This is a genomic window from Bacillus infantis, from assembly GCF_020171945.1.
GTDB classification, from domain to species: Bacteria; Bacillota; Bacilli; order Bacillales; family Cytobacillaceae; genus Bacillus_AB; species Bacillus_AB infantis_A.
Map to the genome: position 1 here is coordinate 123,397 of NZ_JAIVAP010000012.1, position 15,552 is coordinate 138,948.

Sequence of the window (15,552 nt, forward strand, 5' to 3'; positions counted from 1 at the left end):
AGGATTTGTCATGTTGGAATTTGACACTAATTTAGATTCACTAGCGACCATAAAGGTTATCGGCGTTGGCGGCGGAGGAAATAATGCGGTAAACCGCATGATCGAACACGGCGTTCAAGGCGTAGAATTCATCGCAGTTAATACGGATGCACAGGCACTGAACCTCTCGAAAGCAGAAGTGAAAATGCAGATCGGCGGAAAGCTGACGCGCGGACTGGGTGCCGGTGCAAATCCGGAAGTAGGCAAAAAGGCTGCTGAGGAAAGCAAAGAGCAGATCGAAGAAGCACTGAAAGGTGCAGATATGGTGTTTGTAACTGCCGGAATGGGAGGCGGTACAGGAACTGGAGCTGCACCTGTCATTGCACAGATTGCAAGGGACCTGGGCGCTTTGACTGTAGGGGTCGTTACAAGGCCGTTTACATTCGAAGGCCGCAAGCGTGCCGGACAGGCAGCAGGCGGAATTGCTTCCATGAAGGAAGCAGTTGATACTCTGATTGTCATCCCGAATGACCGTCTATTAGAAATTGTAGACAAAAGCACTCCGATGCTTGAAGCATTCCGGGAAGCGGATAATGTGCTTCGCCAGGGTGTTCAGGGCATATCCGACCTGATTGCCACTCCAGGGCTGATCAACCTTGACTTTGCTGATGTAAAGACCATCATGTCAAGCAAGGGTTCTGCACTGATGGGGATCGGTGTCTCTTCAGGAGAAAACCGTGCGGCAGAAGCGGCAAAGAAAGCTGTTTCTTCTCCGCTGCTTGAAACGTCCATTGACGGTGCACAGGGTGTCCTGATGAATATCACCGGCGGTTCGAGCCTGAGCCTTTATGAGGTTCAGGAAGCTGCAGATATCGTAGCATCCGCTTCAGACCAGGATGTCAATATGATCTTCGGTTCTGTTATCAATGAAAACCTGAAAGACGAAATCGTCGTTACTGTAATTGCTACTGGGTTCAATGAAGAAGTGGCCGCGCCTAAACCGGCACGCCCATCATTCGGCCAGCCTAAACAGCAGCAGACGCATTCACCTTCCCATAACCGGGACAGGGACAGGGAGCCAAAGCGTGAGGAGCAGAGCCATGAGCCGCCTGTAAGGAACTCATCGTCTCAGTCTTCACAAGGTGAAGAAACATTGGATATCCCGACTTTCCTGAGAAACCGCAATAGAAGAAGATAAGATAGATTCGCTGAAAAGGCGCCTCATATGAGGCGCCTTTTAATTTTGGTTTTTAAGATTGAGCCGTATATTTTAGACAAGCATATAAAACAAAATACTGACAAAAAACGAAGGGAATAGTGAAAAATTCTCCTAAAGAGGCTACAGAAAGTGACACACTTTAATGATATGGCTGGGGTATACTTTTCCATAAGATTAATAGATAGATGAAAAATCAGTTTTTCCATCCGGGCCAGATTTGCCGGATATGTCTGGAGTGAAGCTGGATTGGCTATTTATTTGGATATCATTTGGCTGCTGAACTTTCTTTTTGACAGCCTCCTGCTGTATCTCACTGCGATCTTCCTGAAAAGGGATGTTTCTATTTGGCGGATACTGGCGGGCGGGGCTGCGGGCTCACTGATTGTTCTGCTTGCAGTGACACCGGTTCACTCTATTTCCGGTCATCCGTTATCAAAGCTGCTATTTTCAATTGTCATGGTCGTCCTTGCCTTCGGATATAAAAGGGCCGGTTATTTCGTTAAAGGCCTGGTTACATTTTATATGGCAACATTCCTTATTGGAGGGACTTTGATAGGTGCCCATTATTTTGTGAAGTTTGATTTTGAGCTTTCTTCAGCCGTTCTGCTGGGAAGTGTCAAGGGATTTGGGGATCCGATCAGCTGGATGTTTGTCATCTTTGGATTTCCTGCAGCCTGGCATTTTTCACGGAAGCATGGAGAAAACATGGAAATGGCAAATATCCAATATGACCAGCTGGCCGAGGTCTGCATTTCCATCAATGGGATTGACCTGAACTTCAAAGGGCTTGTAGACACGGGCAATCAGCTTTATGATCCCATATCCAGGACTCCAGTCATGATTGCATCCCTAAAAGGGATGGCAGAAAAGCTTCCGGAAGTTCTCCTCGCCGTTTCGCAGGACCCTGAACCCTTCCTGATGGGGGAGGCAAGAATCCCGCCTGACTGGGAAAATCGGATGAGAATTCTTCCTTGCAAGGTGGTTGGACAAGAACATCAGCTCATTATTGCCATGAAGCCGGACAGAATCATCATCCAAAGGGGGGAAGAAAAAATCCTGGCAGGCAAGGCGCTCATCTCCTTCACGATGCAGCAGCTCTCCAGTGATGATGCATTTGACTGCATTATCCATCCAAAGATGATGACAGGTGCCGGCAAAGCAGAATCAGCGGAAAAGGTAAGTTAATAATACTATACTCGGAAAAACATAATTTAGAAGGAGGACTACTCATGAAAAGTTTGAAGTTTCGCCTTTCCTATTACTGGTCTAAATTGCTGATCAAGCTTGGGCTCAAGACAGATGAAATATTTTATATAGGCGGCAGCGAGGCTCTCCCTCCTCCTCTCTCAAAAGAAGAAGAAGAAGTTCTTCTGATCAAGCTCCCCAAAGGCGATAAAGCTGCAAGATCAATGCTCATCGAGAGAAATCTCCGCCTTGTCGTATATATTGCGAGGAAATTTGAAAATACGGGCATCAATATTGAAGACCTGATCAGCATCGGAACCATCGGCTTAATAAAAGCGGTCAATACATTTAATCCAGAAAAAAAAATCAAGCTTGCCACTTATGCATCCCGCTGTATTGAAAACGAAATACTGATGTATCTGAGAAGGAATAATAAAATCAGGTCGGAGGTTTCCTTCGATGAGCCGTTGAATATTGACTGGGACGGGAATGAGCTGCTTTTGTCAGATGTGCTGGGAACCGAGGAGGACATTATCACAAAGGATCTGGAGGCAAATGTAGATAAGAAACTCCTTTTAAAGGCTCTTCACCAGCTGACCGACAGAGAGAAGCAAATTATGGAACTTCGCTTCGGTCTTGGGTCTGGCGAGGAAAAGACACAGAAAGATGTGGCTGACATGCTTGGCATTTCACAGTCTTACATATCAAGGCTTGAAAAGAGAATTATCAAAAGATTGAAAAAGGAATTCAACAAAATGGTGTAAAATAATTTTTAAAATCCCGCTTAACCCCTGTTCACGCTGTACATGCCGTTTCTCCATGGTCAAATGGGGAATCGGTGTGTGCATATTTTTCCTTTCCGGGGAGATACTGTTTTTTGTACAGCAGCTCCTGTGAGGAGGGAAATGGATTGACTCGAAATAAAGTAGAAATTTGCGGTGTTGATACATCAAAGCTTCCCGTTTTGAAAAACGAAGAAATGAGAAAACTCTTCAAGCAAATGCATGAAGGTGATACATATGCCCGGGAGTGCCTGGTCAATGGCAACCTGCGGCTGGTCCTGAGTGTCATCCAGCGCTTTAATAACAGAGGCGAATTTGTTGATGATCTATTCCAGGTAGGATGTATCGGCCTGATGAAATCTATTGATAATTTTGATTTAAGCCAGAATGTAAAGTTCTCCACCTATGCTGTTCCAATGATCATCGGCGAAATCAGAAGGTATTTGAGGGATAATAACCCAATCAGGGTTTCCAGGTCATTGAGGGATATAGCTTACAAGGCTTTGCAGGTCAGGGAACGGCTCATGAGTGAAAACTCTAAGGAACCGTCGGCAGAGGAAATAGCAAGGGTGCTTGAAGTGCCCCATGAAGAAATTGTGTTCGCACTTGACGCGATCCAGGATCCCGTTTCACTATTCGAGCCCATCTATAATGATGGGGGAGATCCTATATTTGTCATGGACCAGCTGAGCGACGAGCGCAATAAAGATATTCAATGGATTGAAGAAATTGCCCTCAAAGAAGGCATGCGCAGACTTAACGAAAGAGAAAAGCTTATATTGAGAAAGCGCTTCTTCCAAGGCAAAACCCAAATGGAAGTAGCCGAAGAAATCGGCATCTCCCAAGCCCAGGTCTCCCGCCTTGAAAAAGCCGCCATCAAGCAAATGAACAAAAATATCCAAAGCTGAAAGCTGCTGAAAAGCAGCTTTTTGTTTTGGGGTTTATAAGTGTTCATGCTGGCTTGTCTTATGAATAGAATGGGGAATCAATTTGTTTATACCGGAGGTTAAATGGAAGCCTAAAAAATTATGAAAACCTGTTGATTGCAGTGGAAGGCACGAAGACTCCAGTGGGATTGCAGCGGCAAAGCTAAGACCCCGCAGGAGCGACAGCGACGAGGAGGCTTAGCGCCGCCCCACGGAAAGCGAAGTGCCTGCAACGGAAATCAACAGCTCATTGCAAAGCAGAAACCTATGGTGAAAAACTAAAATCTTATTTTTTTCCTTCCCAAAGTTATTTTTTATGGATATTTCCCTAAAACCCCCCATCAAATCAAAATATTCCATCCTTCCGCAACATATAATCAAGTAAGCAACAAATGGCGGGGGTGGACCATGGTTAAGATATCAGAATTCCAGGTCAAGGACGTAGTAAATGTGGCAGATGGCAAAAAACTTGGAAACATCGGAGATATTGACATCAATCTGATGAGCGGCAAAATTGAAGCGGTCATCATCAGCGGAGCTGGAAAAGTCCTCGGATTCTTTGGAAAAGATGAGGATATCATCATTCCGTGGAAAAATATTTTAAAAATCGGCGAGGACGTCATACTTGTTCGCTATAAAATATCAGAAGAACTCAAACAGGCAGAAGAGGATGCATAAGCTTCCTCCTTTTTTCTGTAACACGAACATTTATTATGATAAACTAAAGAAAAACACGAAGAGGAACGATAAATGGAGCCATTTGTACTAAAGGAAAGCAGATATTTTTCCATTGAAGACTGGACGGATAAATTCCCGGGCCTTGCTGCAGGTTTTTCCACAAAAAATGGAGGGAATAGCAATGGAGACTACAGCAGCCTCAACCTTGGCCTCCATGTGAATGATTCAGTCCAGGCGGTATGCGGCAACAGGGAAATTTTCTCTGATGCAATCGGCTTTCCATTGCCAGCATGGACTGGGGCAGAGCAGACCCATGAAACCTATATACGGAAGGTATCAAAGGAAGATGCAGGAACAGGCGCATCGGATTACGGCCAGGCATTCAGGAGGACTGATGGCTTTTTCACATTTGAGCCAGGCCTGCTTTTAACTCTCTGTTTTGCGGACTGTGTCCCTCTATATTTCATACATCCTGATTCAGGGGCGATAGGGGCTGCGCATGCCGGCTGGAAAGGGACTGTCGGAGGAATTGCCGAAAATATGGTCGATGTCTTTAAAAATGAAGGAATCGAACCTGGTGACATTTTGGCGGCGATCGGGCCTTCCATTTGCGAAAAATGTTATATTGTCGACAGCAGAGTTGTCAATTTAGTGAAAAATAGACTAGAAGATGTCGATAAAAAACCATATAATCAAATAAAAGAGAATCAATACCAGCTTGATCTGAAAGAAGTGAACAAACAGCTTCTCATGAAATCAGGCGTCCGGGAAGAGAATATAATCGTATCCGGCTACTGCACCAGCTGCCATGAGGAATACTTTTTTTCCCATCGCAGGGATGGGGGGAAGACTGGCAGGATGATGAGCTACATAGGCTGGAAGGAGGCTGACTGCAGCTAGATGAAAGTAGAAGAAAATCTTAAGGCTATTCAGGAAAAGATAGATGAAGCATGTAAGAGGTCAGGGAGAAATCCTGGAGAAGTGACCATTATTGCTGTAACAAAATATGTTTCCACGGAAAGAGCGAAAGAGGCGGTGTCTGCCGGAATTGCCAATCTCGGCGAAAACCGGGATGATGGTATGCTTGCCAAGCACGAAGAGATTGGCAATGCTGCCCATTGGCATTTCATCGGATCGCTGCAGACCAGGAAGGTCAAGAATATCATCGGCATTGCCGATTATATCCACTCACTGGACAGGCTTTCCCTGGCGAAAGAAATAGACAAGCGGGCAGAAGAAACAGTCCAATGCCTGATACAGGTCAATGCTTCCGGTGAAGAATCAAAACAGGGGCTTTCCCCTGAAGAAGTGATTCCGTTTGTAAAAGAACTGAAGTCTTATCCTCATATTTCTGCTGCGGGGCTGATGACGATGGCCCCTTTGACGGACGATGAGGAAGTACTGCGGCATTGTTTCCGGACGCTGAAAGCTCTGCAGAAGGATATCCAGGATTTAAACCTTGCACATGCGCCCTGCAAGGAACTTTCTATGGGCATGTCCAATGACTTTGCAATTGCAGTGGAGGAAGGGGCCACCATGGTCCGGATCGGAACTGCTCTTGTCCGAGAATAAGCAGGAGGTATAAAAAATGAGCATTAAATCAAAAATAAAAACATTTTTTTTCCTTGATGATGAATATGACTATAAAGAAGAGGAAATCATCGAAGAAGAAATCGAACCTGTCAGGCCACAAAAACAGCCTGCTTCTCCAAAGCAGAATGTCGTCAGCCTGCAAAGTGTCCAGAAGTCTTCAAAGGTTGTCCTTGTTGAACCCAGGGTATATGCCGAAGCACAGGACATTGCAGACCAGCTTAAAAACCGCCGGGCTGTGGTAGTTAATCTGCAGCGCATCGAAAGGGATCAGGCAAAAAGGATTGTCGATTTCTTGAGCGGCACGGTATATGCCATTGGCGGAGACATCCAGAAAATCGGCACGGATATCTTTTTATGCACTCCGGATAATGTGGAGGTGTCGGGGAATATATCCCAAATCATGCAGGAGCATGATCTAGAAAATGCGAGGTGGTAGCTTTACATGGCAACAGTAGTAGGTATTTTAAGTCAAATAATTTCTTTATACTCCTGGGCACTGATCATTTACATATTGCTGTCCTGGTTTCCAAATGCAAGAGAATCGTCCATCGGCCAATTTTTAGCCCGAATCTGTGAACCATATCTGGAACCATTCCGAAGGTTCATCCCGCCGCTTGGAATGATTGACATATCCCCGATTGTAGCAATTTTTGTCCTTAGATTTGCTACACAGGGGCTTCATCAGCTTTTCTATTGGGTTGCATAGAATTACCAATAACTTGGGACTCTGAGCAGTCCCTTTTTTGGTGGCTGCTGTGATATGCTTGAACATGTCCGCAGATGCCTTCCTGAAAAATGAAAAAGGAGAGTGCCGATGTCTATTTATCAGCATTTTCGGCCTGAGGAGAAAGAATTCATCGACCAGTCTCTCGGCTGGAAGGAGTATGTAGAAACATCCTATGCCCCTAAATTGACTGACTTTCTTGATCCGAGAGAGCAGCAGATCGTAAAAATGATTGTCGGGGAGCATTCAGGCGTAAAGCTTCGTTTATTCGGGGGAACTGAAGGGACAGAGAGGAAAAGGGCCTTGCTGTATCCTGAATATTTTACCCCTGATGAAGAAGAATTTTCTATCACACTTTTTGAAATAAATTATCCGAGTAAATTCGTTTCCATCGAACATCCTCAAATACTTGGGAGCCTTATGGCCCTTGGCTTGAAGAGGGGTAAATTCGGGGATATTACTGTCCAGGGTGAAAGGGCGCAGTTTTTTGTATCGCAGGAAATTGAAGACTACGTAAGCATGCAGCTGGAATCAATCGGCAAAGCTTCCGTCACTCTGAACAAACTGCCGCTTGAGAAAGCAATCGCTGCTAACGATTCTTGGGAGGAATCGTCAGCTTCTGTTTCCTCGCTGAGACTGGATGCCGTCATTTCGGCAATATACAATATTTCCAGGCAAAAATCACAGCTCTTTGTCCAGCAGGGGCTTGTAAAAGTTAACTGGGGACAGGTTGAAGATCCTTCTTTTGTATGCGGAGAAGCTGATGTTCTTTCTGTAAGGGGAAAAGGCCGGTCTAAAATCATAGAAGTAGAAGGAAAAACAAAGAAAGATAAATGGAGAATCATCACGGGAAAGCAAAAATAAATTATTTTTTTGCAGGATTTTAAAAGAAATTGTCGAATATATCTTTATCGCTGTGATAATATCAGAAAAAAGCGGATTTTCGCTGTCATACATATGCTTTAAGACTCATAGGGGGTGGCATTATGCCTTTAACACCATTAGATATACATAACAAGGAGTTCAGCAAAGGCTTCAGAGGCTATGACGAAGATGAAGTAAACGAATTTCTTGACCAGATCATCAAAGATTACGAAATTCTAATCAGAGAGAAAAAGGAGCTTTCCGAAAGGCTTACAGATCTGAACGACCGGATCGGGCATTTCACCAATATTGAGGAAACGCTGAACAAATCCATCGTCGTTGCACAGGAGGCCGCTGAAGAAGTCAGGCGCAATGCACAGAAGGAAGCCAAGCTGATCATCAAGGAAGCTGAGAAGAATGCCGACCGCATTGTGAATGAATCCTTATCAAAAGCAAGGAAGATTGCCCTTGAGATCGAGGATCTGAAGAAGCAGTCAAAGGTCTTCAGAACAAGGTTCAGGATGCTGATCGAAGCGCAGCTGGATATGCTCAACACAGAGGACTGGGACCATCTCCTTCAGTATGAACTTGATTCAACGGATCTGAAATCAACTGAAGAAGAAGACTCACTGGCTTGACGCAGACTGCATTAATCGAATATAATCCATATCATAAGAAAATATTGACTGCGTTGAAAGGGACAGTACAGCATTCTAAATGCTTTTAAGGTTAGCGATCCAGGGACGGTGGGAGCCTGGAATAAGCGGATTGCTGGAAAATCACCCTAGAGTACCTGCCTGAACGTTCTCCGAACCAGTAAGGTGCAGGCGTTTCATCCGCGTTAAGGATGCTTTGAGCGGACAGAAAAGATTCTATTCTGTCTACAAGGGTGGTACCGCGGGAGCTAAAAAGCCTTCTCGTCCCTTTACCGGGATGAGAGGGCTTTTTTTGTTTTCTCAATGGAAAACCGCCCGGAAACGGCAAGTCAATTTACCTAAATGAAAGCAGGAGGAATTGCAGTGGAATACAAAGATACATTATTGATGCCAAAAACAGAATTTCCGATGCGCGGAAATCTTCCAAAAAGGGAGCCGGAAATCCAGGGCAAATGGGAAGAAATGAATATTTATGAAAAGGTGCAGGAACATACGAAAGGCCGGCCGATGTTTGTTCTTCATGATGGCCCTCCATATGCAAACGGCGATATCCATATGGGCCATGCGCTGAATAAAATCCTTAAAGATTTCATTGTGCGCTATAAGTCCATGAGCGGCTTCAATGCACCATATGTACCAGGCTGGGATACTCACGGCCTGCCGATTGAACAGGCGTTGACGAATAAAGGCGTTAAAAGGAAAGAAATGACAGTTGTCGAGTTCAGGAAGCTTTGCGAGGACTATGCTTATGAGCAAATCGACAGCCAGCGTTCACAGTTTAAACGACTTGGTGTCCGTGGAGACTGGGAGAACCCTTATATCACGCTGCAGCCTCAATATGAAGCACAGCAAATCAAGGTTTTTGGCGATATGGCCAAAAAAGGCTATATCTACAAAGGAAAGAAGCCGGTCTACTGGTCTCCTTCAAGTGAATCAGCACTTGCCGAAGCTGAGATTGAATACCAGGATAAACGCTCTCCTTCCATTTATGTAGGCTTTAAAGTCAAAGATGGAAAAGGCGTATTGGATCAGGATGTCCAAATCGTCATCTGGACGACAACTCCTTGGACAATTCCGGCCAATCTTGGAATCAGCGTCCATCCTGACCTCAATTATGTGGTAGCAGAAGCAAATGGCGGCAAATATCTGGTTGCCGAAGAGCTCCTGGAATCTGTGGCAGGAGAAACCGGCTGGGAAGAACCGGCTGTCGTGAAAACAGTCAAAGGAAGCGAGCTGGAAAACATCCTTGCTTCTCATCCGCTCTATGGCCGTGATTCGCTAGTAATGCTTGGCGACCATGTAACCGTTGATGCTGGTACAGGCTGCGTCCACACTGCGCCTGGCCATGGTGAAGATGACTTTTATGTTGGCCAGAAATACGGGCTTGAAGTACTGTGCCCAGTCGATGATAAAGGCCTTATGACCAATGAAGCTGAAGGCTTCGAAGGTCTCTTTTATGATGAAGCCAACAAGCCGATCACCGAAGCGCTTAAAGAAAAGGGCGCATTATTGGGCCTGAAGTTCATCACCCACTCCTATCCGCATGACTGGAGAACGAAGAAACCGGTCATTTTCAGGGCTACAGCGCAATGGTTCGCTTCCATCAAGGATTTCCGCAGTGAACTCCTTGAAGCTGTTAAAGAAACGAAATGGGTGCCGGCATGGGGCGAAACACGCCTGTTCAATATGGTCCGCGACCGCGGTGACTGGTGTATTTCCCGCCAGCGTGCATGGGGCGTCCCTATCCCGGTTTTCTATGCGGAAAACGGCGACAGCATCATTACGGATGAAACAATTGATCATGTTTCTGCCCTTTTCAGGGAACACGGCTCCAATATCTGGTTCGAAAAAGAGGCCAAAGAGCTATTGCCTGAAGGGTTCACACATCCTGGCAGCCCGAATGGCAATTTCACAAAAGAAACGGATATCATGGATGTCTGGTTTGATTCAGGCTCATCCCACCAGGCTGTCCTGGAAGAGCGCGATGATCTGCAGCGCCCTGCAGACCTTTATCTAGAAGGCTCTGACCAGTACAGAGGCTGGTTCAATTCATCCCTTTCCACAGGGGTGGCTGTAACAGGCAAAGCTCCATATAAAGGTGTATTGAGCCACGGATTTGCACTTGACGGCGAAGGCAGGAAAATGAGTAAATCCATCGGCAATGTTGTCGTGCCGGCGAAGGTCATGAACCAGCTTGGAGCAGATATCCTCCGTCTTTGGGTGGCATCTGTTGACTACCAGGCAGACGTTAGAGTCTCTGACCCAATCCTGAAGCAGGTTGCTGAGGTTTACCGCAAAATCAGAAATACATTCAGATTCCTGCTTGGAAATCTGGCTGACTTCAATCCTGAAAAAGATGCAGTTGCCTATGAAAGCCTCAGGGAAGTCGATCAGTTTATGCTCGTGAAGCTGAACAAGCTGGTAAAAAACGTCAAGGAAGCTTATGACCGCTATGAATTCGCAGGCATTTACCATGCGATCAATAATTTCTGTACATTGGACTTAAGCTCATTCTACCTGGATTTTGCCAAGGATGTTCTTTACATCGAAGCCGAGGATAATGCAGACCGCCGTGCGATCCAGACAGTGCTTTATGAAAGCCTTGTTGCGCTTGCAAAGCTGACTGCACCTATCCTTTCGCATACAGCTGATGAAGTATGGGCCTTTATCCCTTCTGTGAAGGAAGAAAGTGTCCAGCTGACAGACATGCCGGAATACAAAGAGCTTCCTAATGCAGATGAACTGATGAAAAAGTGGACGTCATTCATGAATCTGCGCGATGAAGTGCTTAAAGCACTTGAAGAGGCGCGAAATGAAAAAGTGATCGGGAAATCCCTGACAGCAAAGATCACTCTTTACCCAACTGCCGAAACAAGAAGCCTTCTTGACAGTATTAAGGAAGATGTGAAACAGCTGTTCATCGTTTCCGGCTTCGAGATTGGCGGAGAGTATGGCGAGGCGCCTGAAAAAGCCCTCAAGCTGGATAAGGCGGCCATTCTCGTGGCCAAAGCTGAAGGCGAAACATGCGAGCGCTGCTGGACAGTTACGCCGGAGGTCGGCGCTGATTCCGACCACCCTTCGCTTTGCCCGCGCTGTGCGAGTGTGGTAAAAAACAACTATAGCCATTTGGCATAATAACAGACCCGGCTGCCTGGTGCAGCCGGATTTTTATTTTTCTATCCTGTCACTTTACCCCAAAAGCTTCCCTGATTTTTCGATAAATCCTTCCACCTTATCTAAACTTTGTGCTCTTTGTTAAATGTTTATCAGGTTCTGTACGTTAAGGCCGGAGATAATAATTTTAAACAAAGAAGAACGGAGGAAGCGGCAATGGACAGCTCATTTGAAAAGCTCTATTCAGAACTCCGTGCAACAAAAGAGGAAATGCTTGAGAGGCTGGAAAGCGGAAGATGCTCAGCCCTTATCCAGCCATTAATATATGATGAGTTGGCCGATATTAACCGCGCCATCGAAAAATTGGAAACAGGGGAGTATGGAAAATGTGAATTGTCCGGGGAATTGATACCGGAAAATCTGCTGTCAGTCATCCCAACCATGGTGGCGATGTCAGATTATGATAAGCTTGGGGCGTTTTGCCGGAAGCCGATGGAATCAGTTTTTGAACCTTCGGCAGACAACGCTTCTTTTTTGATGATGATTATGAGAGGGTGAACCTGGCAGCGGCAGTCTTCGCAGTGGATAAAAGGTGTCGTTTTCATGAAGATTATGCTAAAATGCAAAGGTAATGACTTCAAATTGGAGGTAGCCTTTGTGTTTTATTACATAATTGCCTTATTTGTTATTGCTCTGGATCAGCTGACCAAATGGCTGATTGTTAAAAATATGGAGCTTGGTGAAAGCATCCCGGTAATCGAGAATTTTCTGTATATCACATCGCACCGCAACAGGGGGGCGGCATGGGGAATTCTTGAAGGGCAAATGTGGTTTTTCTATGTTATTACAGTTGCCGTCATCATAGGTATTGTCTATTACATCAAAACTGCAGCAAAAGGGAAGCGATTGCTTGGCATCGCACTAGGATTAATGCTCGGGGGGGCGATCGGCAATTTTATCGACAGGGTTTTCCGCAAAGAAGTGGTTGATTTCGTCAACACGTATATCTTTGGATACGATTTTCCTGTCTTTAATGTGGCTGATTCATCATTGGTTGTCGGGGTAATTATACTGATGATACAAATGCTCCGGGAAGAGCGGGAAGCGAAGGAGAAATCGAATGGAGAAAATGGAATACATCATTAATGAAGAAGTGGCAGGGGAAAGGCTTGATAAAGCTGTTTCACTGCTGAATGAAGAGCTGTCCAGATCACAGGCGCAGCAAATGATCAAGGATGGCCTTATCCTTGTCAACGGCGAGGGAACAAAAACCAATTATAAGTGCAGTGCCAATGACAAGATAGAAGTGTCATTTCCGGAACCGGAAGAGCTCGATGTCATACCGGAAGAAATGGACCTTGATATCTATTATGAAGATGCTGACGTCCTTGTTGTCAATAAGCCGAAGGGGATGGTCGTCCATCCAGCGCCTGGGCACCCATCCGGTACGCTGGTCAATGGCCTTATGGCACATTGCAAAGACCTGTCCGGCATCAATGGCGTCCTGCGCCCGGGAATCGTCCACCGCATCGATAAGGATACCTCAGGCCTGCTGATGGTTGCCAAGAATGATATGGCCCATGAAAGCCTGGTGAATCAGCTTGTTGAAAAAACGGTTACAAGGAAGTACCAGGCAATCGTTCATGGAACCATCCCTCATGATTATGGGACGGTTGATGCGCCGCTTGGAAGGGATCCTAAAGACCGTCAGGCAATGACAGTGGTGGATGGAGGAAAGCATGCGGTTACGCATTTTCATGTGATCCATCGCTATAAGGATTTTACCCATGTGGAATGCCAGCTGGAAACAGGAAGGACCCATCAGATTCGCGTTCATATGAAATATATCGGCTACCCGCTGGCAGGGGATCCAAAATATGGGCCAAGAAAAACGCTTGAACTGGGCGGACAGGCACTGCATGCCGGTGTCCTTGGCTTTGTGCATCCCAGAACCGGGGAATACATGGAGTTTGAGGCTCCGCTGCCGGATTACTTCTCTGACCTTCTTGAAAAACTGGGCAAGTAGCATCTAATTAATAATAATCGTTGACATCTGTCCTAAAATATTTTACTATAGCATTAATGAATATGACCTTTAAGACCAGTCCTGTGAGACTGAGAAGGTATCGGATATGGAAGGGATGCCCCTTCCTGCACAAAAGTGCAGCCAAACCTCTCGTCCTGCAGGCGGGAGGTTTTTTTATACAAGGAGTCGTGCAGCCTGATGCTGGAGGATGATAGAAATGACACAAAAAGCAGTAGTTTTGGATGAACAGGCAATCAGGAGGGCGCTGACCAGGATCGCCCATGAAATTATCGAGAAGAATAAAGGGATCGATGACTGTGTGCTTGTAGGGATCAAGACCCGGGGCATTTATCTGGCTAACCGCCTCGCAGACAGGATCGAGCAGATCGAAGGCAGGCGCATTTCGGTAGGGGAGCTGGATATCACATTATACCGGGATGACCTGACAAAGAAAACGGAAGACGATCAGCCGCTTGTCAAAGGCAGTGACATTCCGCAGGATATCACCAATCAGAAAGTGATCCTCATTGACGATGTGCTGTATACTGGCAGGACAGTCAGAGCGGGCCTGGATGCCCTGGTGGACATCGGCAGGCCGTCTTCGATCCAGCTGGCAGTCCTGGTGGACAGAGGCCATAGGGAGCTCCCGATCAGGGCGGATTATGTAGGCAAAAACATACCGACTTCAAGCTCTGAAAAGATAGTCGTTGAGCTGAAAGAAGTAGATGAAACCGATCAAGTAAGCATTTTTGAAAACTGAAAATCCCCCTTTTAACGCAGTCCAGAGAGGCTGGCAAAGGGGAACATGGCTGGTGTTCTTCAGCTGTGCTCCTATGCCCTCTTTGCGAACAGCAAGAGGGCTTTTTTGCGGGGAAATAACCTTAACACAAAAGGAGACAAAGCCATGAATAAACCATTATTAGACGTAAACGAAGTGCCAGGACCCTTTCAATGGATCACACTGAGCATACAGCATTTATTCGCCATGTTCGGCGCAACGATTCTGGTCCCTTATCTTGTCGGGCTTGATCCGGCCATCGCGCTCATCTCGAGCGGACTTGGGACCATCGCTTTCCTGATCATCACAAAATGGCAGGTACCGGCATATCTCGGCTCTTCCTTTGCCTTCATCGCACCAATCATTGCAGCGAAGGCCGCAGGCGGCCCGGCTGCAGCCATGATCGGCAGCTTTATGGCCGGCCTGGTATACGGCATCGTGGCCCTCATCATTAAAAAAGCAGGCTACCGCTGGATCATGAAGCTGCTTCCGCCTGTTGTGGTCGGCCCGGTCATTATTGTTATCGGACTTGGTCTGGCAGGTACAGCAGTCGGAATGGCTATGAATAATGCGGAAGGGGAATACAGCATCCTGTACTTTTCCGCCGGACTGGTCACATTGGCGGCCACCATTGTTTTCTCCATCTACTTTAAAGGGATGCTGAGCATGATCCCGATCCTTGCTGGAATCATCATCGGGTATATATACTCCGTATTTGCGGGGCTAGTGGATTTCACTCCGGTTCTGGAAGCAAAGTGGTTTGAAGCGCCGAACTTCCTCATCCCGTTTGCTGATTATCAGGTCGATCTGTCTTCATTGAAGATTGCAGCACTGATGGTGCCAGTAGCAGTGGTTACTTTATCAGAGCATATAGGGCACCAGCTAGTTCTCAGCAAAGTTGTGGGCAGGGATTATGTTAAAAACCCAGGACTGCACAGGTCGATTCTCGGAGACGGTATGGCCACCATCATATCCGCGCTGATCGGCGGACCTCCTAAGACGACTTACGGTGAAAATATCGGCGTCCT

At 46.2% G+C, this 15,552-nt stretch carries 17 protein-coding genes and 1 other annotated feature; all 17 genes read left to right on the plus strand.

Annotation, left to right across the window (positions count from 1 at the left end):
* Positions 1–10 precede the first annotated feature (10 nt).
* A complete protein-coding gene (ftsZ, locus tag LCM00_RS16430; protein WP_224904083.1) occupies positions 11–1,177 on the plus strand; it encodes a cell division protein FtsZ in 1,167 nt (388 codons plus the stop codon).
* Between the two features lie 267 nt (positions 1,178–1,444).
* A complete protein-coding gene (spoIIGA, locus tag LCM00_RS16435; RefSeq protein WP_224904084.1) occupies positions 1,445–2,383 on the plus strand; it encodes a sigma-E processing peptidase SpoIIGA in 939 nt (312 codons plus the stop codon).
* 44 nt (positions 2,384–2,427) lie between these two features.
* Positions 2,428–3,147, plus strand: a complete 720-nt coding sequence (sigE, locus tag LCM00_RS16440; protein WP_224904086.1) for an RNA polymerase sporulation sigma factor SigE — start codon at positions 2,428–2,430, stop codon at positions 3,145–3,147.
* 146 nt (positions 3,148–3,293) lie between these two features.
* On the plus strand, positions 3,294–4,073 hold the full coding sequence (sigG, locus tag LCM00_RS16445) for an RNA polymerase sporulation sigma factor SigG (RefSeq protein ID WP_224904088.1): 780 nt from the start codon (positions 3,294–3,296) through the stop codon (positions 4,071–4,073).
* A gap of 426 nt (positions 4,074–4,499) precedes the next feature.
* A complete protein-coding gene (locus LCM00_RS16455; protein WP_224904090.1) occupies positions 4,500–4,769 on the plus strand; it encodes a YlmC/YmxH family sporulation protein in 270 nt (89 codons plus the stop codon).
* Positions 4,770–4,841: 72 nt separating this feature from the next.
* The gene (gene pgeF, locus LCM00_RS16460) at positions 4,842–5,669 is read left to right on the plus strand and encodes a peptidoglycan editing factor PgeF (protein WP_224904092.1); all 828 of its coding nucleotides are present in this window, start codon (positions 4,842–4,844) and stop codon (positions 5,667–5,669) included.
* Positions 5,670–6,341, plus strand: coding sequence for a YggS family pyridoxal phosphate-dependent enzyme (locus LCM00_RS16465; RefSeq protein WP_224904094.1), 672 nt, complete (start codon positions 5,670–5,672; stop codon positions 6,339–6,341).
* Positions 6,342–6,357: 16 nt separating this feature from the next.
* Positions 6,358–6,798: a cell division protein SepF gene (locus LCM00_RS16470; protein WP_009791729.1), complete on the plus strand. Its 441-nt coding sequence runs from the start codon at positions 6,358–6,360 to the stop codon at positions 6,796–6,798.
* A gap of 6 nt (positions 6,799–6,804) precedes the next feature.
* Positions 6,805–7,068: a YggT family protein gene (locus tag LCM00_RS16475; RefSeq protein WP_148973850.1), complete on the plus strand. Its 264-nt coding sequence runs from the start codon at positions 6,805–6,807 to the stop codon at positions 7,066–7,068.
* 108 nt (positions 7,069–7,176) lie between these two features.
* Entirely contained in the window at positions 7,177–7,950 is a 774-nt protein-coding gene (locus tag LCM00_RS16480; RefSeq protein ID WP_224904096.1) for a YlmH family RNA-binding protein, read from the plus strand.
* A gap of 122 nt (positions 7,951–8,072) precedes the next feature.
* Positions 8,073–8,588, plus strand: coding sequence for a DivIVA domain-containing protein (locus LCM00_RS16485; protein ID WP_022543700.1), 516 nt, complete (start codon positions 8,073–8,075; stop codon positions 8,586–8,588).
* A gap of 44 nt (positions 8,589–8,632) precedes the next feature.
* Positions 8,633–8,878, plus strand: a binding site (T-box leader).
* A gap of 91 nt (positions 8,879–8,969) precedes the next feature.
* Positions 8,970–11,741, plus strand: a complete 2,772-nt coding sequence (gene ileS / locus LCM00_RS16490; protein WP_224904098.1) for an isoleucine--tRNA ligase — start codon at positions 8,970–8,972, stop codon at positions 11,739–11,741.
* A 195-nt stretch (positions 11,742–11,936) separates the two neighbouring features.
* Entirely contained in the window at positions 11,937–12,278 is a 342-nt protein-coding gene (locus tag LCM00_RS16495) for a hypothetical protein (RefSeq protein ID WP_224904100.1), read from the plus strand.
* Between the two features lie 99 nt (positions 12,279–12,377).
* Complete coding sequence (lspA, locus tag LCM00_RS16500) at positions 12,378–12,866, plus strand: signal peptidase II (protein ID WP_022543702.1); 489 nt, start codon at positions 12,378–12,380, stop codon at positions 12,864–12,866.
* Positions 12,841–13,746: an RluA family pseudouridine synthase gene (locus LCM00_RS16505; protein ID WP_224904102.1), complete on the plus strand. Its 906-nt coding sequence runs from the start codon at positions 12,841–12,843 to the stop codon at positions 13,744–13,746. Before lspA ends, LCM00_RS16505 begins: the two co-directional genes overlap by 26 nt.
* A gap of 217 nt (positions 13,747–13,963) precedes the next feature.
* Positions 13,964–14,506, plus strand: coding sequence for a bifunctional pyr operon transcriptional regulator/uracil phosphoribosyltransferase PyrR (gene pyrR, locus LCM00_RS16510; RefSeq protein ID WP_224904103.1), 543 nt, complete (start codon positions 13,964–13,966; stop codon positions 14,504–14,506).
* A 144-nt stretch (positions 14,507–14,650) separates the two neighbouring features.
* Positions 14,651–15,552 (plus strand): solute carrier family 23 protein (locus LCM00_RS16515; RefSeq protein ID WP_224904104.1); only part of this gene is annotated, 902 nt, incomplete at its 3' end.